The sequence below is a fragment of the Streptomyces sp. NPDC047130 genome (assembly GCF_040643475.1).
Classification (GTDB): Bacteria; Actinomycetota; Actinomycetes; order Streptomycetales; family Streptomycetaceae; genus Streptomyces.
Window position 1 is genome coordinate 35,560 of sequence record NZ_JBEYUK010000033.1, and the last position, 20,693, is coordinate 56,252.

Below are 20,693 nucleotides of genomic sequence, written 5' to 3' on the forward strand. Positions count from 1 at the left end.
GCGTCCTTGTTCAGCCCTGGGCGCCCGGGTCGACGACCCGCACCCCGAAGTGGGCGGTGAGGGCCGCGCAGGCCCGGCAGGGCTCGACGAAGCTGCCGTGCAGCGGATCGCCGTCCTCCCGGATGCGGCGGGCGGTGAGCTTGGCGTGCTTGAGGGCCCTGCGGGCCTCGCTGTTGGTCATGGGCCGGCGCGCGGAACGCTTGCCGCGCGCCGCGTCGGCGGCACTGATGTGCCGCGAGATCAGCAGCGCCTCCGCGCACCGGCCGGTGAACCGGTCGCGCTGGTCACTGGTGAGGGTGTCGAGGAAGTCCTGCACCAGCGGGTGCAGCACGGGGCGCTGGTCGCCCCGGGCCGCCGTGCCGGTGAGCGTGGTCCCGCGCACCGACAGCGCCGCGGCCACCGTCGGGAGTATCCCGTCACGGCGGTGCAGCAGCGCCGGTGCCGCGGCGTCGTCCGCGCTGCTCCAGCCCACTCGGGGGTCCTGCGACGGACCGGACGGCGGTTCCGTCCTCGCGGTCTGTGCGGCCTTCATGATCGTTCTCACCTCCCGAGCATCCCCTCGGTGGCCTTAGAGTGCCAAACCCTGCGCCCGACAAGGAAGCCAGGGCCCGTGACACGCCCGTGGCGGGGCGCCGCGACCACGGAGTGTTGACGTGAGGTCACACATCCGGACGCATCGTGACCGGTAGGAGCGGCACCGCATAGTCTGTCGGGAACCGCCACCCAAGCGGTGGTCGACAGTATGGGAGAACGCGGCTTCACCGGCCGCCGGAACGCCGCAGGGGGCAACCGCCATGACGACAGGTGGGCTCGGGCTGGGGGTCTCCCCCGGCCACGGGACCGGAGGACGACCCGCGCCGCCGAACGCGGCCTACGCCGGACAGGTCGTGCACTTCCCCGACCCCGTCCGCGCCGCCCGGCACCCCGCCGGCGTGCGGGTCGACGAGCACGGTCACCCGGACTTCTCTCCCTACGCGCGCGCGGCCGCCGAGATCGCGGACCCGCCGGAAGGATTCGGCGTCGACGAGCTGCGCCTGACGGACTACGTCTCCGCCAACGCCGCGCTCGCCGCCGACGGCCACCCCCTGTGGGACACCGTCCCGCCGGTGGCCACCCCGCACGGCTGGACCTGGCACCACGTCGCCCGCACCCGCCGGCTGGAGCTCGTCCCCGTCGAGGTGAAGGCGCTGCTGCGGCACCACGGCGGCATCGCCACCGCGGCCGTGGAGCACCACAAGCGCGGCACGCGCCCGCTGCAGGACACCCGGCCCGCCCACTTCCGGCTCCCCAAGAACTCCGTCGCGGTGACCGAGCAGCAGGTGCAGGCCGTGGAGGAGGAGCTCGGGTACCAGCTGCCCGGCGCCTACCGCGCCTTCCTCAAGGCGGCCGGCGGCTGCGCCCCGGCCGGCACCGCGCTCGACGCGGAGCTCGGCCTGCTGGTCGACCAGCCGTTCCTCACCGTGCGGGACGAGGCGGCGGTCAACGACCTCGTCTACGTGAACAAGTGCCTGCGCGACCACCTCACCAAGGACTACCTGGGGGTGGCGTTCCTCCAGGGCGGCATCCTGGCGGTCAAGGTCAAGGGCGACCGGCGCGGCTCGGTGTGGTTCTGCGCCTACGACGACGTGCGCGACGTGGACCCGTCGTGGACCCCCGCCGAGAGGGTCGAGCGGCTGCTGCTGCCCTGCGGCGAGGACTTCGACGCGTTCCTCGGCCGGCTCGCGGGCAGCCCGCCCGAGCTGGAGACGGTGGCGAATCTGATGGTGGACGGCGGTTTCGCGCGCGCGGTGCCGGTGTCGGGCCGGACAGGGGAGTGAACGGCCGATGGTGACCTACGCGCAGGCGCAGGAGCGCGGCGAGGAATGGATCAACGGCGACGCGCCCGCGTACCAGCACCGTGAGGTGCGGGTACGGGAGTTCGAGCTGGGCTTCGTGGTGTGGGCCGAGGACCGGGCCGACGGCCCGCGTTCCGACGGCGGCGCGCAGCGGCTGGTCGTCGCCCGCGACAGCGGCGAGGCCACGCTCTGGCCGGGGCTGCCGGTGGGCGAGGTGATCCGCCGCTACGAGGAGCTGTACGGCCGCCAGGAGGCGACGCCCACGCCGCCGCCGGCGCCCGCGCGGGTGGACCTCAACCAGACGTCGTTCCTGCTCAGCCCGCCGGAGTGGCTGCAGGAGGCGGCCGACCGGATGGGCATCCCCGACCAGCGGGGCGGCAGCCGCGGCGGCGGCACCGCGCAGCCGTCCGCCCCCGCCACGCCCGCTCCGGCTCCCACCCCGGCCCCGGTTCCGGCCCCGGCCCCGGCGGCTCCGGCTCCCGCGACCGCGGGCGGGACCCCGTGGGACGGCACCGACACCACCGCGCAGGCGGACGGCGACCGCTCGGTGCCGCTGCCGGAGACGGTGTTCGCGCCGCCCACGGCCGACGCGCCGCCCGGCACGCCGGGCGCGCCCGACGCGCAGACCGCCCTGATGCAGGGCGGCAGCCAACTCCCGCCGACCAGGGTCACGCCGGCCCGGCCGGAACAGCCGGCGCCGCGGCCGCCGCAGGCCGGGCCGGGCGTCCCGGCACGTCCGGCGTCCCCCGACGCCGGGGACATCGCCGACGCCGCGACCGCCAAGGCCGCGCCCCCGCGCCGCCCCGCCACCGGCTCCACCCCGCCGCCTCCGCCGCCGCCCCCGCCGGGCCCGCGGTCGGCCTCCGCCCCCGCCGCGCCGCCCTCGGGCGGCGACTCGCTGGGGTACGTGCCGACCCAGATGGTGTCCTCGCTCGGCCCGCAGGGCCCCGGCACGCCCGAGGCACCGGGTGCGCCGGGTGCGCCCGGCGGTTCCCAGGGCGGTCCGGGCGGTCCGGGCGGCGGCGACGTGCACCACGCCCTCACCATGCTGGCCGACCCCTCCTCCGGCGGCGCCGCGCCTCCACCGCCGCCCGGCCCGCCCGGCGCACCCGGTGGCCCCGGCGCACCCGGCACTCCGCCGCCTCCGCCGCCGGCCGCGCCGGGCGGCGTGCACCACGCGGAGACGGTGTTCGCGCCGCCCTCCGGCCCTCCGGTGCAGCCCGCCGCCCCCGGCCCGGTGCCGCCGGCGCCGGTCCCGCCGCCGCCCCCGGCGCCGGGTGCTCCCGGCATGCCGCCCGCGTACGGGTACCCGCAGCAGCCCCAGCAGCCGATGGTCGGCCCGGGCTACCAGGCCGTGCTGCGCTACCGCGCCCCGGACGGCTCCGAGCACCAGCTCATCCGCCGCAGCGCGCCGGGCCTGCCGCACCCGGAGTGGCAGATCTTCCACGAGCTGCGGGCCATGAACGTGCCGCAGAACCAGGTGCTGGAGCTGCACACCGAGCTGGAGTCCTGCTCGCTGCCCGGCGCGTACTGCTCGCGGATGATCCGCGAGCAGTGGCCGCAGGCGCGGATCACCTCCATCGCCCCGTACGGCGAGGACCACACGAGCCGGCAGCAGGGCATGGCGCAGCTCCTCGCCCACCAGGGCGAGTTGCACCAGGTCGCGGACGGGCCCGCGCGGCCCGGCCCGGTGCGGGCGCCGCTGCCGCCCGTGCAACCGCTGCCGCCGGTGCCGCCGGAGGGGGTGGCGCACGAGCTGGCCGCGGTGTTCGGGCCGGGCGTGTTCCGCTTCGACCAGGCGGCGGTGTCCCGGCAGGGCGTGCCGCCGGTCGTCGCCCACACGCTGGTGGTGGCCGGTCTGCCGTACGACCTCGGCCCGTTCTTCTGGGCGCAGGCCCAGCCCGGGCGGCCGGTGCCGACCCTCGCGGAGCTGGCGCAGGAACGGGGCGTGCAGCCGGCCCCCGACGCCGGCTCGTACCTGGTCATGGGCACCGACTTCGGCAAGGCGGTCTGCGTCCAGTACGGCACCGCGCACATCGTCGCGGTGCCGGTGGAGGCCGGGCCCGGCGGGGCGCCGGTGCCGCCGCAGTTCGTCAACACCGGGTTGCCGGAGTTCGCGCGGTGCCTGGCGCTGCTGGGGCGGATGTGGCCGCTGCGGTTCGGCTTGAACCAGGAGCAGGCGGCTCGCTGGACGGTGGACTTCCAGGCGCAGTTGGCCGCGCTCGACGCGGCGGCGCTCGGATCCCCCGAAACCTGGTGGTCCGTCCTCCTCGAACAGTTCTGGGACGGCCTCCTCTGACCCTCCCCCGCGGACACCGGGCGGCGGGCCGTGGGACCCGGTCACCGGTCACCGGTCACCGGCCGCAGAACGGCGCGTGGGCCCGGCTCCTCCTCCGAGGAGCCGGGCCCACGCGCCGTCGGGGTCAGTGAGGGGCGGTGCCGGCGAGGAGGCGGGGTTCCAGGTCGTCGTAGCGGTGCTGCTGCTCCCGCACCTTGTGCGGGGGCGACGTCACCGTGCCGATCCACCCGAGCGCGAACCCCACCGGAATCGTCACCAGCGCCGTCGTCGTGAACGGGAACCAGTTGAAGGCGTGGTCCGGCAGCGCCGAGGTCGGGTATCCGGACACCAGGTTGGTGAACGGCGACAGCAGCAGCACCACGGCCGTGCCGCCGATCATCGACCAGAGCAGCCCCCGCCGGGTGAACCGCCGCCAGAACAGGCTGTACACCAGTGCCGGCGCGATCGCCGACGACGAGACGCTGAGCGCCAGCGTCACCAGCGGCTGCAGGTTGCGGTGCTGCACCATCGTCGCCAGCACGACGGCGAGGACGCCCACGCCCAGCGCCGCCGCCCGGGCGGTCATCACCTCCCGGCGCGGCGTCAGTCCGGGCCGTCGCGCCGCCACCATGTCGTGCGCGACGGAGTTCGCGCAGGCGAGGATCATGCCCGCCACCGACGCCAGCAGCGTCAGGAACACCCCGGTGGTGACGACGGTGAACAGCAGCGCCGCCAGGTAGGAGCCCCCGGCGTCGAGCGCCGCGCTGGACCCGATCAGGTAGGTGGTGTTGCCCTGCGGGTCCGCCGACGCGATGGCCGCGCGGCCGACCAGCGCCACCGCGCCGAACGCCACCACGATGATGATCAGGGAGAACAGCGTCACCGACGACACCGCCCACGACATCGAACGCCGCACCTGCCGCGCGCTGGTCGCGGTGAACATGCGCATCGTGATGTGCGGCAGGCAGGCCGCGCCCACCACGGTCTGGACGTGGATGGCGAGCATGTCGAGCGTCGGATGCGGATGCCCGGTGAACTCCAGGCCCGTCTCCAGGAACGCCTGGCCGAGCCCGCTGCCCCGCGCCGCGGCGTCGAACAGCGCGCCCGGGTTCCAGTCGAAGCGGGCCAGCAGCACCGCGCAGACCATGACCCCGGAGACCAGCACGATGAAGATCTTGACGATCTGGATGAACGCCGTGCCCTTCATCCCGCCGATCGCCGCGTAGCTGATCATCAGCACGCCGAGGCCCACCACCATGCCGGTCTCCAGGGCGTCGCTCTCGAAGCCCAGGATGAACGACATCAGCTGGCCGGCGCCCGCGAGCTGCACCAGCATCATCGGCAGCAGCGCCAGCAGGGTCACCACGCAGATCGTGACCCGCACGGCCCGCGACCCGGTCCGCCGGGCCAGCACGTCGCCCAGGGTGAACCGGCCGGTGTTGCGCAGCGGTTCGGCCAGCAGCAGCATCAGCAGGAGCAGGGACAGCGCGGTCGACAGGGCCAGCAGCATCCCGTCGTAGCCGTAGAAGGCGACCAGCCCGCAGGTGCCCAGCATGGTCGCCGCGGAGACGTAGTCGCCGGCGATGGCCATGCCGTTGCGGAACGGCGTCAGGGCTCCGTAGCCGGTGTAGAACTCCTGCAGGTCGTCGCTGTCCGGGCCGGTCATCACGCACAGCAGCAGGGTGAGCGAGGCGACGGCGCAGAAGGCGACCAGCGACATCGAGTGCGCCGAGAAGTCGTTCATCGCGCCTCCTCCGCGGCCTGCCCGCGCACCCGCTCCACCAGCGGGTCCACCGAGGACTGCGCGGTGTGCTCGTGGACCAGCAGCACGACCACGGTGACGGGCAGTTGGAGCAGCGCCAGCAGCAGGCCGAGGTTCAGGCCGCCCGCCACCCGCCACCCGACCAGCCCGGGGGCGTACACGGTCAGCAGGATGTACAGCGCGAAGAAGCCCAGCACGGTGACGCCGGCGACCCGCCGCTGCCTCCGGTAGGCGTCCCGCAGGCCCGCCAGCTCACGGGCCTGCCGGGCGGGAGGCGCGGGCGGCTGCCGCCGCCCGGGGACGGGGGACGGGGGAGGTTCCCCCGGATCCGCGGGAAACGCGTCCAGGCCGGCGGGGTACTGCCGCACGCCGTACACCGGCGTCTCCTCCGCGTACGCGGGGAAGGGTCCGGCAGGCGGCGAGGGTTGCGGGGGCGGTGCTGGGTACGACGGGAACGGGTCGTAGGACATCCCGTGCTCCTTGCGAGGCTCGGACCCCGAAAGGGCCCACAGGGAGGGGAGTTGGAGGAGTTGGACAAGCCCACGCAAGCTACCGACGCACCCGCGGCGAACACAGGGGTTTCACCGCCGCCCACCCCGGTGGCGGCCGGAACGGTGCACGCTCACTCCCCGGCGCCCTCCCCGCTGGTCCCCGGCACAGGGAACCGGCGCGGCGCCACCGCCAGCAGCACCACGAACGCCACCACCGCCGCGACCGCCGCGCCCAGGTACACCGCCTGGGTCGCCGCCGCCACGGCCCGCGCCGTCGCCTCCGGCACCCGCGCGCCCGGCTCCACCGCCCGCGTCACCGCGTCCAGGTCGGCGGCACCGCCCAGCCGGGCCGCCAGCACCCCGTTGGCCACCGCGCCGAACAGCGAGGCGCCCAGCGTCTGACCGGTCTGCCGGCAGAACAGCACCGAGGCCGTCGCCGTGCCCCGCTCCTCCCAGCCCACCGTCGACTGCGCCCCCACCAGCAGCGGCGCGGAGAACAGCCCGAGTCCCGCGCCCACCACCGCCATCAGCGCCACCGGCGCCCACACCGACCCCGGGAACGGCAGCAGCTGGAACGCCCCCAGCGCCAGCGCCGTCACCCCGATGCCCACCAGCCCGGTGTCCCGGAAGCCGATCCTGCGGTACAGGTGCTGGCTGAACGCCGCCGCCACCGGCCAGGTCACCGTCCACACCGACATCACGAACCCGGCCGCCACCGGATCCAGCCCCAGCACCGCCTGCGCGTACGTCGGCAGGAACACCGTCGGCGCCACCATCAGCAGCCCCATCGCGCCCAGCGCCAGGTTGACCGCGACGATCGTGCGCCGCCGCCACACCCAGCCCGGGATGACCGGATCGGCGGCCCGCCGCTCGACCACGACGACCAGCGCCACCAGCGCCAGCCCGGCCCCGAACAGCCCCAGCGACGGCGCCGACAGCCAGGGCCAGGCCACACCGCCCTGCACCAGGGCCGTCATCAGCACACCGGCACAGGCGAAGATCGCCACCGCGCCCGCCCAGTCGACCGGGGGCCGCGCCCGTCCGGCGTCCCGCCGCGGGTCCCGCAGGTGCCGCACGATCATCCACAACGCCATGGCGCCGACCGGCAGGTTGACGAAGAAGATCCACCGCCACCCCGCGTACGTCGCCAGCAGACCGCCGATGCCCGGACCCGCCACCGCCGACAGCGCCCACACCGTCGACAGCCGCGCCTGGATCCTCGGCCGCTCCCGCAGCGGGAACAGGTCCGCCGCCAGCGTCTGCACCGTGCCCTGCAGCGCCCCGCCGCCCAGCCCCTGGACCACCCGGAACGCGATCAGCGAGCCCATGTTCCAGGCCAGCCCGCACAGCAGCGAACCCAGCAGGAACAGCACCGCCCCGAACACCAGCACCGGCTTGCGGCCGAAGGTGTCCGACAGCTTCCCGTACACCGGGAGGGTGACCGTCACCGCCAGCAGGTAGCCCGAGAACAGCCACGAGAAGTAGGCGAAACCGCCCAGGTCCCCGGTGATCTGCGGCACCGCCGTGGCCACCACCGTCGAATCCAGGGCCACCAGCCCGGTGGACAGCATCAGCGCCGCCATCACGGGGCCGCGCCGCGGTCCCGCCCCGGCCCCGGTGCCCGCCGCGCCCGCGCCCACCACCGTCGGATCCGTCCTGGTCACCGAGAACCCTCCCGCACCGCGCCCGTCCGCCCGCCCACGCGTGGACAGCTTCGCACCACCACCGCCCTGCGCGGCAGGGAGTACCGCACCCCGAAATCCCTCGTCCCCAGGTCCCGGTCCCCTAGGGGCAAGGCCGTACACCGCCTCCGGGACGCCTCCACCCGCCGGACGACGCGACCGGGACCGCCCGCTCCCTAGCCTGGTCACACGCCCCGGGGGGAGGCGGACGGCACCGACGGCGGTGGGGTTTACCCCCCGCCGGAACTGCACCGGGCACCATCGCGCCGCACCCCGCCGGCGAGAAGACTCGGGGCGACGGGGGGAACCGCGCGCACACCCGTTCCCGCCGCACCGCGGCACGCACCGCCGCACACCGCACGCGCCGCGCACCGCACCGCACGCGCCGCAGGCCGCGCGCACCGCACCACGCCGGAACCGAACGCCGCACCACCCGGCCCGCCATGACCACGGGCCGGACATTTCCCACTACAAGGAGAATCAACGTGACTTCGGCTGTGACCGTCCCCAAGTCCGGGGGCAACGGGAGGACATCGGCCGTCGCCGCGCGGGCGCGGCAGGTCGTCAAGGCCTACGGCACCGGTGAGACCCGCGTCGTCGCCCTCGACACCGTCGACGTGGACCTGATGCGCGGCGAGTTCACCGCCATCATGGGCCCCTCCGGCTCCGGCAAGTCGACCCTGATGCACTGCCTCGCCGGGCTCGACACCGTCTCCTCCGGCCAGATCTTCCTCGACGACACCGAGATCACCGGTCTCAAGGACAAGAAGCTCACCCAACTCCGCCGCGACCAGGTCGGGTTCGTCTTCCAGGCGTTCAACCTGGTGCCCACCCTCAACGCCCTGGAGAACATCACCCTCCCGCTGGACATCGCCGGGCGGAAGCCCGACCAGGAGTGGCTGGACCGCGTCGTCGCCACCGTCGGCCTCGCCGGCCGCCTCAAGCACCGCCCCACCCAGCTCTCCGGCGGCCAGCAGCAGCGCGTCGCCGTCGCCCGCGCCCTCGCCTCCCGGCCACGGATCATCTTCGGCGACGAGCCCACCGGAAACCTCGACTCCCGCGCCGGAGCCGAGATCCTCGGCTTCCTCCGCCGCTCCGTCGACGAGTTCGGCCAGACCATCGTCATGGTCACCCACGACCCGGTCGCCGCCTCCTACGCCGACCGCGTCGTCTACCTCGCCGACGGCCGCATCGTCGACGAGATGCGCACCCCCACCGCCGAAGCGGTCCTCGACCGCATGCTGCGCTTCTCCGGCGGACACCCCCGGACCCCCGCCTTCGGCACCCGGGGGCGTACCTCATGAGCACCACCCGCAACGCCGTCCGCGGCTTCCTCGCCCACAAGGGCCGCATGGCCCTCTCCGGCATCGCCGTCCTGCTCTCCGTGGCCTTCGTCTGCGGAACACTGGTGTTCACCGACACCATGAACACCACCTTCGACAAGCTCTTCGCCACCACCTCCGCCGACGTCACCGTCAGCCCGGAGGACGCGAGCGCCGAGAACGCCTCCGCCACCGGCAAACCACCCGTCCTGCCCGCCGGCACCGTCGAGAAGGTCGAGGGCGCCGAAGGCGTCGCCTCCGCCGAGGGCGCGGTGTGGTCCACCGGCGTCACCGTCGTCGACGCCGACAAGGACAGCCTCTCCCCCACCAGCGGCGCACCCACCGTCGTCGGCAACTGGACCGCCAACGACGCCCGCACCATGAGGATCACCGACGGCGCCGCGCCCAGCGGCCCCGGCGAGGTGATGGTCGACGCCGACACCGCCGAGGCCCACGGCCTCGCCCTCGGCGACACCGTCTCCGTGATCAACGCCAACGGCACCCACACCGCGGAGATCAGCGGCATCGCCGCCTTCGGCGTCACCAACCCGGGCGCCGCCCTGTTCTACTTGGACACCCCCACCGCCCAGCAGACCCTGGTCGGCCGGGAGGACGTCTTCACCGACGTCTACGTCACCGCCGCCGACGGCCACACCGACGGCGAGGTCAAGAAGAACGTCGCCGCCGCCCTGGCCGGCGGGGCCGCGGCGGACGGCGGGTACAAGATCCTCACCGCCGACGAGGCCGCCGACCAGGCCGCCTCCGACTTCGCCGGCGTCCTCGACGTCCTCAAGTACGCCATGCTCGGCTTCGCCCTGCTCGCGGCCATGGTCGGCGTCTTCCTGATCTTCAACACCTTCTCCATGCTCGTCACCCAACGCACCCGGGAGATCGGTCTGATGCGCGCCGTCGGCTCCTCCAGGAAGCAGGTGAACCGGACCGTGCTCGCCGAAGCGCTGATCCTCGGCGTGGTCGGTTCCGCCCTCGGCGTCGGCGCCGGCATCGGCCTCGCCGTCCTGCTCATGGAAGCCATGAGCGCCATGGGAATGAAGCTCTCCACCGACGACCTCACCATCGCCTGGACCACGCCCGTCGCCGGCGTCGTCCTCGGCGTCGTGGTCACCCTGGTCGCCGCCTACCTGCCCGCCCGGCGCGCCTCCCGCGTCTCCCCCATGGCCGCCCTGCGCGACCCCGGCATGCCCGCCGACGCCCGCGCCGGCCGCATCCGCCTCGCCCTCGGCACCGTCCTCACCCTCGCCGGCGCCGGCGCCCTCTACGCCACCACCCTCGCCGACGCCGCCGGCGAGGGCTCCCAGTGGCTCGGCCTCGGCATCGTCACCACGCTGGTCGGCTTCATCGTCATCGGCCCCGTCCTCGCCTCCGGCGTCGTCCGCGTCCTCGGCGCGGCCGTCCTGCGGCTCTTCGGGCCCGTCGGCCGCATGGCCGAACGCAACGCCCTGCGCAACCCGCGCCGCACCGGCGCCACCGGGGCCGCGCTGATGATCGGACTCGCGCTGGTCGCCTGCCTCTCCGTCGTCGGCTCCTCGATGGTGGCCTCCGCCACCGACCAGCTCGACAAGACCGTCGGCACCGACTTCATCGTCCAGTCCTCCAGCGGGCAGCTCATCACCCCGCAGGCCGTCGACGCCGTCCGCGACGCCGAGGGCGTCGAGCGCGTCACCGAGTACAAGCTCCTCCCCGACGCCCGGCTCACCATGCCCGACGGCCGGGTCGCCGAGAAGGAATGGCTCAACGCCGCCGACCCCACCTACGCCGAGGACCTGCGCACCGAGACCGAGGCCGGCGACCTCGCCGACGCCTACCGGGCCGACTCCATGTCCGTCTTCGGCGACTTCGCCGACAAGTACGACCTCACCATCGGCTCCGAGATCACGGTCGACTTCCCCGGCGGCGAGACCGGCACCCTCACCGTCCGCGCCATCACCAGCGACGAGGTCACCGTCGACAAGGGCGCCCTCTACCTCTCCATCGACACCGCCGAGAAGTACATCCCCGCGGAGAACATGCCGCTGGACTCGATGGTCTTCGCGGGCGCCGAGGACGGCCAGGAGGACGCGGCCTACGCGGCCCTCAGGACCGCCCTCGACGACTACCCGCAGTACCAGGTCATGGACCGGACCGACTACAAGGAGGTCCTCCAGGACCAGATCGGGCAGCTCCTCAACATCGTCTACGCGCTGCTCGCGCTCGCGGTGATCGTCGCCGTCCTGGGCGTCGTCAACACCCTCGCCCTCTCGGTGATCGAGCGGACCCGGGAGATCGGGCTGATGCGGGCCATCGGGCTCTCGCGGCGGCAGCTGCGGCGGATGATCCGGCTGGAGTCGGTCGTCATCGCGCTCTTCGGCGCGCTGCTGGGGCTCGGGCTGGGCATGGGCTGGGGCGCGGCCGCGCAGCAGCTCCTCGCGCTGGAGGGGCTCACCGTCCTGGAGATCCCCTGGCCCACCATCCTCTCCGTCTTCGCCGGCTCCGCCGTGGTCGGCCTCCTCGCCGCCCTCGTCCCCGCCTTCCGCGCCGGCCGCATGAACGTCCTCGACGCCATCGCCACGGAGTAGCCCCTCTCCCCGCCCACCCCGCACAGGCCCCGCCCATCCCGCACAGGCCCCGCCCATCCCGGGCGGGGCCTTCGCCCTCTCCCCGTCCCGGCCCGCTCCCGCCCCTCGCGGGCCGCGCACAGCTGAGGCGCCGGCCCCCCGCGAGCGGCCGGACCGCGCCGGCGACGGACCGCGCCGCCGACAGGGGCGGGCGCGGCCCGGCGTCCGCCCCGGCACCCCGCGGAGACCGACGGCCGGCCCACCCGGGTCGGCGCCCGCGCGGCGCGGTGCGGTGCGGTGCGGTGCGGGAAGGGACACCGCCCCGCGGCGCGCACGACCGGCCCCGGGGGCCGGAGGCGGCTCAGCCCGTGGGGGTCGTGGGGTCGGGGGAGACGGAGGCCGGGAGGACCGCGGAGACCCGGAAGCCGCCCGGATCGGTGGGACCGGCCACGAACACGCCGCCCAGCGCCGTCACCCGCTCCCGCATCCCCACCAGCCCGTTCCCCCCGGACGGCAGCGACGCCTCCGCCCCCGCCCCGCCGTCCGGCCGCTCGTTCTCCACCTGCATCGCGACCTCCCCCTCGCGATGCGCCACCCGCACCCGCGTCCGCGCCCCCGCCGCGTGCTTGTGCACGTTGGTCAGCGCCTCCTGCACCACCCGGAACGCCGTCCGCTCGACCGCCGCCGGATACCCCGGCGACTCCCCTTCCTCCAGGAACTCCACGGCCATCCCCGCCGCCCGGGACTGCCCGACCAGCTCGTCCAGCGCCGCCAACCGGGCCGGCCCCTCGGCCGCGCCCTCCGGTTCCCCCCGCTGCTCCGGCATCCGCGGCGCGGCCGCCGCCTCACGCGAGGCGGACACCGGCGCCGCGCCCGCCGCCGGCGTGCTCCGCAGCACGCCCAGCATCTCCCGCAGCTCCGTCAGCGCCTGCCGGCCCATGTCCCCCACCAGCGCCGCGTTCCGCGACGCCTTCTCCGGGTCCTTCAACGCCACCGCCTGCAGCGCCGCCGCGTGCACCACCATCAAGCTCACCCGGTGCGCCACCACGTCGTGCATCTCCCGCGCGATCCGCCGGCGCTCCTCGTTCCGCGCCCACTCGGCCCGCTCCTCGGCCCGCTCCGCCAGCAGCAGCAGCTCCCGCTCCAGGCTGTCGGCACGCTCCCGCAACGACTCCATCAGCCGCCGCCGCGCGCCCACGTACAGCCCGAGCAGCACCGGCGGCGCCGTGTGCCCCAGCGCCATCGCGACGGCGAAGAACAGCCGGAACCACCCGTCCACCTCGGAGCCCGTGCGCACCAGCGTCACCACCAGCACGCCGCCCAGCGACATCCCGGCCAGCGCGCCGATCACCCGCCGCGGCAGGTCCCGGGAGGCCACCGTGTAGAGGCCCACCACGCCCAGCAGGTAGCCCATCAGCGCGGGCGTCACGGCCAGCCCCACCAGGGCCACCGCGACCGGCCACCGCCGCCGGAACCCGAGCGTCGCGCCCACCAGGACGCCGAACACCACCCCGGCCGCCACCGGCAGCCCGGCGTCCCGGGCGAACCCGACGCCCTCGACCGCGCACTCCCCCGCCGACGCCACCGCCAGCGAACCGTCCAGCACCACCCCACGCCAGCGCCGCCACCGCCCGCCGCCCTCACCGGGCCCGGCCCGGTCCACCGCCGCCCGCCGCTCTTCCCCCGTCGTGGTCATACGCACCAGCCTACGGAAGAGCCCGCGGGGGGTTCCTGGGGGTTTGCGCCGAGGACGTTCCCTCCGCGGCCTCGCCGCCCGCAAGGGAGCCACTTGTACCGTCGCATCCGGACGGCCGGTTGCGGCATAGTAGAGGCGCGACCTCGCCGGAACGGCAAGAAGTCCGTTTCGAGTTGGTTTGCAGTCCCCTGTGGTGTAATTGGCAACACAGACGGTTTTGGTCCGTTAGTTCCGGGTTCGAGTCCTGGCAGGGGAGCATCCAGGCACGGGTCCTGACCACATGCGGTCGGGGCCCGTACGTACGTGTGGCCTCACCGACCCCCCGGTATCCTGCGGGTGTCCCACTCGTAATACAGCCGAAGGGCACCACCGTGAGCGTCAACCGCCCGGCCGCCGTCGTCGTCCTCGCAGCGGGTGAGGGCACCCGTATGAGGTCCGCCACTCCGAAGGTCCTGCACACGCTGTGCGGACGGTCCCTGGTGGGGCACGTGCTCGCGGCGTCGCGGGAGCTGGAGCCGGAGAACCTGGTGGTGGTCGTGGGCCACGCGCGGGAGCAGGTGAAGGGCCACCTCGGGGAGACCGACGCCGCCGTCCGCACCGCCGTGCAGGAGGAGCAGAACGGCACCGGTCACGCCGTCCGCATCGCGCTGGAGGAGCTCGGCGAGGTCGACGGCACGGTCGTGGTGGTCTGCGGCGACACCCCGCTGCTGCGCGGCGAGACGCTCCGCGCGCTGGCCGAGACGCACGCCGCCGACGGCAACGCGGTGACGGTGCTGACCGCCGAGGTCCCGGACGCCACCGGCTACGGCCGGATCGTCCGCGACGACCGGGGCGCGGTGACGGCCATCGTGGAGCACAAGGACGCCTCCGAGACGCAGCGCGCGATCCGGGAGATCAACTCCGGCGTGTTCGCGTTCGACGGCCGTCTGCTGGCGGACGCGCTGGGCCGGCTGCGGACCGACAACAGCCAGGGCGAGGAGTACCTGACCGACGTGCTCGGCATCCTCCGGGCGGACGGTCACCGGGTGGGCGCGAGCGTGGCGGCGGACCACCGGGAGATCGCGGGCATCAACAACCGCGTGCAGCTGGCCGAGGCGCGGCGGATCCTGAACGAGCGGCTGCTGGAGCAGGCCATGCTGTCCGGCGTGACGGTGGTGGACCCGGCGTCGACGTACCTGGACGTGACGGTGACCTTCGGTCAGGACGCGCTGGTGCACCCGAACACCCAGCTGACGGGCTCGACGCACGTCGGCGAGGGCGCCGAGGTGGGCCCGAACAGCCGCCTGAACGACACGGAGGTGGGGCCGGGCGCGCGTCTGGACCACACGGTGGCGGACGGCGCGATCGTGGGCCCGGAGGCCTCGGTGGGCCCGTTCGCGTACCTGCGGCCGGGGACGCGGCTCGGCCTGCGGTCGAAGATCGGCACGTACGTCGAGACGAAGAAGGCGGAGATCGGCGAGGGCACCAAGGTGCCGCACCTGACCTACGTGGGGGACGCCACCATCGGCGACCACACCAACATCGGCGCGGCCAGCGTGTTCGTGAACTACGACGGCCAGGAGAAGCACCACACAACGATCGGGTCGCACTGCCGTACCGGTGCGGACAACATGTTTGTGGCACCTGTCACTGTCGGGGACGGCGCCTACACCGCCGCGGGGTCGGTGCTGACCACGCCGGTGCCGCCCGGCGCGCTGGCCGTGGCCCGTGCCCAGCAGCGGAATATCGCGGGTTGGGTGGCCCGGAAGCGTCCGGGGAGCGCGGCGGCGAAGGCCGCCGAGGAGGCGTCCCGACAGGCGGACGGCGAAGGCTGAGCGTGTCCAGGCCCGTCTGATCGGGCGTACCGTGATAAGTGCAGATACTCGCACCACCCCCCAGCCGGGCGGGCAGGCGCCGTCCGGCACTCTCCCCTGCCCCCGCCCGCTGTGAGACCACACCTCTGAGGAGACAGTGCTGTGACCGGGATCAAGACGACCGGCCAGAAGAAGATGATGTTCTTCTCCGGCCGCGCCCACCCCGAGCTTGCCGAGGAGGTGGCGCACCAGCTGGGCGTCGAGGTCGTCCCGACCAAGGCGTTCGACTTCGCGAACGGCGAGATCTACGTCCGCTACCAGGAGTCGGCGCGTGGCGCGGACTGCTTCCTGATGCAGAGCCACACGGCCCCCATCAACAAGTGGGTCATGGAGCAGCTGATCATGATCGACGCGCTGAAGCGCGCGTCGGCCCGGTCGATCACGGTGATCGTGCCGTTCTACGGCTATGCCCGTCAGGACAAGAAGCACCGTGGCCGTGAGCCCATCTCGGCCCGTCTGATCGCGGATCTGATGAAGACCGCGGGCGCGGACCGCATCCTGACCGTGGATCTGCACACGGACCAGATCCAGGGCTTCTTCGACGGTCCGGTGGACCACCTGTTCGCGCTGCCGCTGCTGGCGGACTACGTGGGCGCGAAGGTGGACCGGGACAAGCTGACCGTGGTCTCCCCGGACGCCGGCCGGGTGCGGGTGGCGGACCGCTGGTGCGACCGTCTGGGCGCGCCGCTGGCGATCGTGCACAAGCGGCGTGACAAGGACGTCGCGAACCAGGTGACGGTCCATGAGGTGGTGGGCGAGGTCAAGGGCCGGGTGTGCGTCCTGGTCGACGACATGATCGACACCGCGGGCACGATCTGCGCGGCGGCGGACGCGCTGTTCGCGCACGGTGCGGCGGACGTGATCGTGACGGCGACGCACGGTGTGCTGTCGGGTCCGGCGGCGGACCGGCTGAAGAACTCGCGGGTGAGCGAGTTCGTGCTGACGAACACCCTGCCGACGCCGGGTGAGCTGGAGCTGGACAAGATCACGGTGCTGTCGATCGCGCCGACGATCGCCTCCGCGGTGCGTGAGGTGTTCCAGGACGGTTCGGTCACCAGCCTGTTCGACGAGCAGTGACGACGACCACGTCGAGCTAGCCGACCGGGAGATCGTTTTTGTGCGGCCTTCCTCGCCGAGTAGACTTCTGGAGTTGCTCGGCGAGGGAGGCCGTACTTCTGTGTACGGCGGTCCGTTATCGACGCGCTCTTCGTAGCAGGCCGTTGTTTGGCCGGGTGACCCCGACCGTTTCACGTACCACTACGAAGGAGTGTGAGCATGTCCGAGGTGAAGCTCGCCGCCGAGACCCGTACCGAGTTCGGCAAGGGTGCGGCCCGTCGCATCCGCCGCGAGAACAAGGTGCCGGTCGTCCTCTACGGCCACGGCACGGACCCGAAGCACCTGTCCCTGCCGGGTCACGACCTGCTGCTGGCGCTGCGTACGCCGAACGTCCTGATCTCCCTGACGATCGACGGCAAGGGCTCCGAGCTGGCGATCCCGAAGTCCGTGCAGCGCGACCCGCTGAAGGGCTTCCTGGAGCACGTCGACCTGCTGCTCGTCAACAAGGGCGAGAAGGTCGCGGTCGAGATCCCGGTCGTCACCGAGGGCGAGCTGGCCCCGGGTGCCGGTCTGGTCGAGCTGGTGCAGGCGGCGCTGTCCGTCGAGGCCGAGGCCACCAACATCCCGGAGTCCGTGGTCGTCTCGATCGAGGGCCTGGAGTCGGGTGCCAACGTCCTGGCCAAGAACGTGAAGCTGCCGAAGGGTGTCTCCCTGGCCGGTGACGAGGAGGCCGTCGTGCTGTCCGTCGTCGCCCCGCAGGCCGAGGAGTCCGAGGAGGAGGCCGAGGAGGCCCCCGAGGGCGACGTGGTCGACGAGGGCTGAATCCGCCCTTGATCTGTCGTTCCGCCGGCCGCCGCTCCCCGAGGGGGCGGCGGCCGGCGGTCTTTTCCCAGGGAGAGTGACGTGGTGTCCACAGACGCGAATGCCCCGTGGCTGGTGGTGGGTCTCGGCAATCCGGGGCCGGAGTACGCGATGAACCGGCACAACGTCGGCTTCATGGTGGCGGACCTGCTGGCGGAGCGGATGGGCGGCCGGTTCAAGCGGGCCGGGAAGGCGCAGGCGCAGGTGGTGGAGGGCCGGGTGGGTCCGCCCGGTCCGGCGGGCCGGCGGGTGGTGCTGGTGAAGCCGATGTCGTTCATGAACCTGTCCGGCGGGCCGGTGAACGCGCTGCGGGACTTCTACAAGGTGCCGACGGCGCACGTGGTGGCGGTCCACGACGAGCTGGACATCGACTACGGGACGCTGCGGCTGAAGCTGGGCGGCGGCGACAACGGGCACAACGGGCTGAAGTCGGTCACCAGGGCGATGGGGCCGGACTACCACCGGGTGCGGTTCGGGATCGGGCGGCCGCCGGGGCGGATGCAGGTGGCGGACTTCGTGCTGAAGGACTTCTCCTCGGCGGAGCGCAAGGAGCTGGAGTTCTTCGTCGACCGGGCCGCCGACGCGACGGAGGCGCTGGTCCTGGAGGGTCTCGAGCGGGCGCAGGGCGCCTACAACTCCTGACCGCGCGCGCCGGTCCGGGGTGGCGGGGGCAGCCGGGGCGGGCCCGGGGGCGTGGGTGAGCGGTGTGCGCCCCCGGGAGACCGGGTCCGCTCCCCCAAGTTCGGGGGAATCCGCTTCCCGCCCCGTCCCGCGCCCGTACTCTGATGGGCAGCACCGGTGGGGGCCGGTGCCGTTCAGGGGGCGAGACAGTCGGGTACGGCGCCCGGATCCGGTGGGTGGAGCAGCGCGGGTACGACTCGGGTTCGGCGGCGGCCGGACGGTGGTCGTCGGGCGCGGTTCCTCGCTCCGGGGCCCTGCGGCCTGGGTCTGGGCCGGGTGCCGTGTCCGCTTCGCCATGCGGCGCCGGCGCCGGGGCCCTCGGCCCGTGGCGCCGGTGTCCGGGCACGGCTCCGCACACTGGCAGGCAGACGGGACGGGGTGGGTCGGATGGTCCGCGTTCGGGTGCTGGTCGTCGACGACCACCGCATCTTCGCCGAGTCGCTGGCCGCCGCCCTGGCGGCCGAGCCGGACGTCGAGGTGTCGGCGGCCGGCAGCGCGGTGGCGGCGCTGAGATCGCTGGAGCGTGCCGCGACGGACGGGCGGCGTTTCGACGTGCTGCTGGTCGACGCGGATCTGGGCGGCTCGGGTCCGGTGAACGGTTCCCCGCCGGGCTCGCGGGTGTCGCTTCCGGCGCAGTCCTCGGTGTCCCCGTCCGGCGGCGGGCCCGACGGGGCCGCGGGCGGTCAGGGCGGTGCGGGCGGCCTCGGCGGGCCGGGTGGCCCGGGGGCTTCCGGTGCGGTGGCCGGGGACGGGATCGCGCTGGTGGCGACGGTGCGGTCGGCGCATCCCGGCGCGCGGACGGTGGTGCTGGCGGAGAAGGACGATCCCCGGCGGGCCGCCCAGGCGCTGCAGGCGGGGGCCTCGGGATGGGTGGCGAAGGACTGTTCGCTGTCGCGGCTGCTGACGGTGGTGCGGGGCGTGCTGCGGGACGAGACGCATCTGCCGCCGGCGCTGCTGACGGGCGTGCTGCGGGAGATGACGACGGCGCGGCGGCACCGGACGGAGAGCGAGCGGCTGGTGGAGTCGCTGACGCCGCGCGAACGCGAGGTGCTGCGCTGCATGGTGGCGGGGCTGGGCCGCAAGGCGGTGGCGGAGCGGCTGTTCCTGTCCCCGCACACGGTGCGCACGCACATGCAGAACGTGCTGGGGAAGCTGGGCGTGCACTCGACGCTGGCGGCGGTGGCGCTGGCGCGGCGGGCCGGGGTGGGTCCGGTGGACCTAGCCGGGGATGTTGTCGAACGGGGCGGTCAGCCGGCGTAGCAGGGTGGCGAGTTCGCCGCGTTCGCCGCGGGAGAGCTCGGAGAGCAGGGCGCGTTCCTGGTCGAGGAGGCCGGACAGGGCCTGGTCGGCGCGGTTCTTGCCCTCCTCGGTGAGGCGGACGAGGACGCCGCGGCGGTCGCTGGGGTCGGGGAGGCGTTCGACGAGGCCCTTCTTGGCGAGCCGGTCGATGCGGTTGGTCATGGTCCCGGAGGTGACCAGCGTCTGGGTGAGGAGCTGCCCGGGCGAGAGCTGGTAGGGGGCTCCGGCGCGGCGGAGCGCGGTGAGCACGTCGAACTCCCAGGGTTCGAGGTGGTGCTCGGAGAAGGCGAGGCGGCGGGCGCGGTCGAGGTGGCGGGCGAGCCGGCTGACCCGGCTGAGCACTTCGAGCGGTTCCACGTCGAGGTCCGGGCGCTCGCGGCGCCACGCTGCGACCAGTCGATCGACCTCGTCCTCCATACGATCAGTGTAGTGGTTGTGTCGACGTGAAGTCTCTTGAACGCAACTATCTTGACGTCAAGACATTTTCGCGGTGCACTGGGCGCATGGACTGGGATGCCGAGCAGTACGTGCGCCACGCGGGTGATCGCGCCCGCCCGTTCCTCGACCTGCTGGCCCGGGTGCCGCGGTTGCCGTCCGCCGCGCCGCGGATCGCCGACCTGGGGTGCGGGCCGGGCAGCACCACGGCGGACCTGCTGGCGCGGCGGTGGCCCGCGGCGCGGATCACCGGCTACGACAACTCCCCCGCGATGCTGGAGCGGGCGGCGCCGCTGGCCGGCCCGACGGAGGGCGGCGGCAGCCTGGACTTCGCCTTCGCCGACCTCGCGGAGTGGTCGCCGGACCGGGCGCACGACCTGATCGTCTCCAACGCGGCGCTGCACTGGGTGCCGGGGCACGTGGAGGCGCTGCCGGAGTGGGCCGGGGCGCTGCCGCCGGGCGGGGTGCTGGCGTTCCAGGTGCCGTACAACCTGGAGGCGCCGGTGCACGCCCTGATGCGGGAGACGGCCGGGGACCCGCGGTGGGCGGACCGGCTGCGGGGGGTGCTGCGCGGCGGCGACTCGGTGCGCGACCCGGAGGTCTACCTGGACCTGTTCGCGCGGCGGGGGTTCGCGGTGGACGTGTGGGAGACGACGTACCTGCACGTCCTGCCGGGTGAGGACGCGGTGCTGGACTGGGTGTCGGGCACGGGCCTGCGGCCGGTGCTGACCGCGCTCGCCCCCGACCCGCCGCTGCGGGACGCGTTCGTCGCCGCCTACCGCGACCGCCTCCGCGAGGCCTACCCCCGCGCCCCGCACGGCACGGTCCTCCCCTTCCGCCGCCTGTTCTGCGTGGCCGTCGCACCGGGAGGGGGCGAGGGGTGATCGTCG

At 74.0% G+C, this 20,693-nt stretch carries 16 protein-coding genes and 1 tRNA gene; 11 read left to right on the forward strand and 6 right to left on the reverse strand.

The features are described 5' to 3' along the window. Nucleotides 1–10: 10 nt before the first annotated feature. Entirely contained in the window at nt 11–532 is a 522-nt protein-coding gene (locus tag ABZ836_RS27645; RefSeq protein ID WP_356135507.1) for a YwqJ-related putative deaminase, read from the reverse strand. A 262-nt stretch (nt 533–794) separates the two neighbouring features. Here ABZ836_RS27645 and ABZ836_RS27650 point away from each other — a divergent pair, with 262 nt between their 5' ends. After that, entirely contained in the window at nt 795–1,817 is a 1,023-nt protein-coding gene (locus tag ABZ836_RS27650) for an SMI1/KNR4 family protein (RefSeq protein WP_356135509.1), read from the forward strand. A 7-nt stretch (nt 1,818–1,824) separates the two neighbouring features. Beyond that, the gene (locus tag ABZ836_RS27655; protein WP_361146574.1) at nt 1,825–4,134 is read left to right on the forward strand and encodes an SUKH-4 family immunity protein; all 2,310 of its coding nucleotides are present in this window, start codon (nt 1,825–1,827) and stop codon (nt 4,132–4,134) included. Between the two features lie 124 nt (nt 4,135–4,258). Here ABZ836_RS27655 and ABZ836_RS27660 read toward each other — a convergent pair whose 3' ends face one another. The 3 genes from ABZ836_RS27660 to ABZ836_RS27670 form a co-directional block, all read right to left on the reverse strand. Then, entirely contained in the window at nt 4,259–5,857 is a 1,599-nt protein-coding gene (locus ABZ836_RS27660) for a cation acetate symporter (RefSeq protein ID WP_361146577.1), read from the reverse strand. After that, entirely contained in the window at nt 5,854–6,345 is a 492-nt protein-coding gene (locus tag ABZ836_RS27665) for a DUF485 domain-containing protein (RefSeq protein ID WP_361146580.1), read from the reverse strand. Before ABZ836_RS27665 ends, ABZ836_RS27660 begins: the two co-directional genes overlap by 4 nt. Nucleotides 6,346–6,497: 152 nt before the next feature. Then, a complete protein-coding gene (locus ABZ836_RS27670) occupies nt 6,498–8,009 on the reverse strand; it encodes an MFS transporter (RefSeq protein WP_361146621.1) in 1,512 nt (503 codons plus the stop codon). Nucleotides 8,010–8,533: 524 nt separating this feature from the next. Here ABZ836_RS27670 and ABZ836_RS27675 point away from each other — a divergent pair. Next, nucleotides 8,534–9,352 carry an ABC transporter ATP-binding protein gene (locus tag ABZ836_RS27675; RefSeq protein WP_361146583.1) on the forward strand — a complete coding sequence of 273 codons (819 nt, stop codon included), beginning with the start codon at nt 8,534–8,536 and terminating at the stop codon, nt 9,350–9,352. Next, the gene (locus tag ABZ836_RS27680) at nt 9,349–11,943 is read left to right on the forward strand and encodes an FtsX-like permease family protein (protein WP_361146586.1); all 2,595 of its coding nucleotides are present in this window, start codon (nt 9,349–9,351) and stop codon (nt 11,941–11,943) included. Before ABZ836_RS27675 ends, ABZ836_RS27680 begins: the two co-directional genes overlap by 4 nt. A gap of 340 nt (nt 11,944–12,283) precedes the next feature. On the opposite strand, the gene ABZ836_RS27685 is transcribed toward ABZ836_RS27680, so the two are convergent. After that, complete coding sequence (locus tag ABZ836_RS27685; RefSeq protein ID WP_356135521.1) at nt 12,284–13,618, reverse strand: histidine kinase; 1,335 nt, start codon at nt 13,616–13,618, stop codon at nt 12,284–12,286. A gap of 184 nt (nt 13,619–13,802) precedes the next feature. Here ABZ836_RS27685 and ABZ836_RS27690 point away from each other — a divergent pair. From ABZ836_RS27690 to ABZ836_RS27715, 6 genes are all read left to right on the forward strand, one after another. Continuing rightward, a tRNA-Gln gene (locus ABZ836_RS27690) sits at nt 13,803–13,874 on the forward strand. A 115-nt stretch (nt 13,875–13,989) separates the two neighbouring features. Further along, the gene (gene glmU / locus ABZ836_RS27695; protein WP_361146589.1) at nt 13,990–15,432 is read left to right on the forward strand and encodes a bifunctional UDP-N-acetylglucosamine diphosphorylase/glucosamine-1-phosphate N-acetyltransferase GlmU; all 1,443 of its coding nucleotides are present in this window, start codon (nt 13,990–13,992) and stop codon (nt 15,430–15,432) included. A gap of 141 nt (nt 15,433–15,573) precedes the next feature. Next, nucleotides 15,574–16,548, forward strand: coding sequence for a ribose-phosphate diphosphokinase (locus tag ABZ836_RS27700; RefSeq protein ID WP_166022202.1), 975 nt, complete (start codon nt 15,574–15,576; stop codon nt 16,546–16,548). Nucleotides 16,549–16,746: 198 nt separating this feature from the next. Beyond that, nucleotides 16,747–17,349 (forward strand): 50S ribosomal protein L25/general stress protein Ctc, encoded by a 603-nt coding sequence (locus tag ABZ836_RS27705; protein ID WP_361146593.1) that lies wholly within the window; start codon nt 16,747–16,749, stop codon nt 17,347–17,349. An 84-nt stretch (nt 17,350–17,433) separates the two neighbouring features. Beyond that, a complete protein-coding gene (pth, locus tag ABZ836_RS27710) occupies nt 17,434–18,030 on the forward strand; it encodes an aminoacyl-tRNA hydrolase (protein ID WP_356135564.1) in 597 nt (198 codons plus the stop codon). 426 nt (nt 18,031–18,456) lie between these two features. Continuing rightward, on the forward strand, nt 18,457–19,329 hold the full coding sequence (locus tag ABZ836_RS27715) for a response regulator transcription factor (protein WP_361146596.1): 873 nt from the start codon (nt 18,457–18,459) through the stop codon (nt 19,327–19,329). On the opposite strand, the gene ABZ836_RS27720 is transcribed toward ABZ836_RS27715, so the two are convergent. After that, nucleotides 19,288–19,785, reverse strand: a complete 498-nt coding sequence (locus ABZ836_RS27720) for a MarR family transcriptional regulator (protein WP_356135531.1) — start codon at nt 19,783–19,785, stop codon at nt 19,288–19,290. The genes ABZ836_RS27715 and ABZ836_RS27720 overlap by 42 nt on opposite strands. An 86-nt stretch (nt 19,786–19,871) precedes the next feature. Between ABZ836_RS27720 and ABZ836_RS27725 the strand changes: the two genes are divergently transcribed. Further along, a complete protein-coding gene (locus tag ABZ836_RS27725; protein ID WP_356135533.1) occupies nt 19,872–20,687 on the forward strand; it encodes a trans-aconitate 2-methyltransferase in 816 nt (271 codons plus the stop codon). Nucleotides 20,688–20,693: the final 6 nt, after the last annotated feature.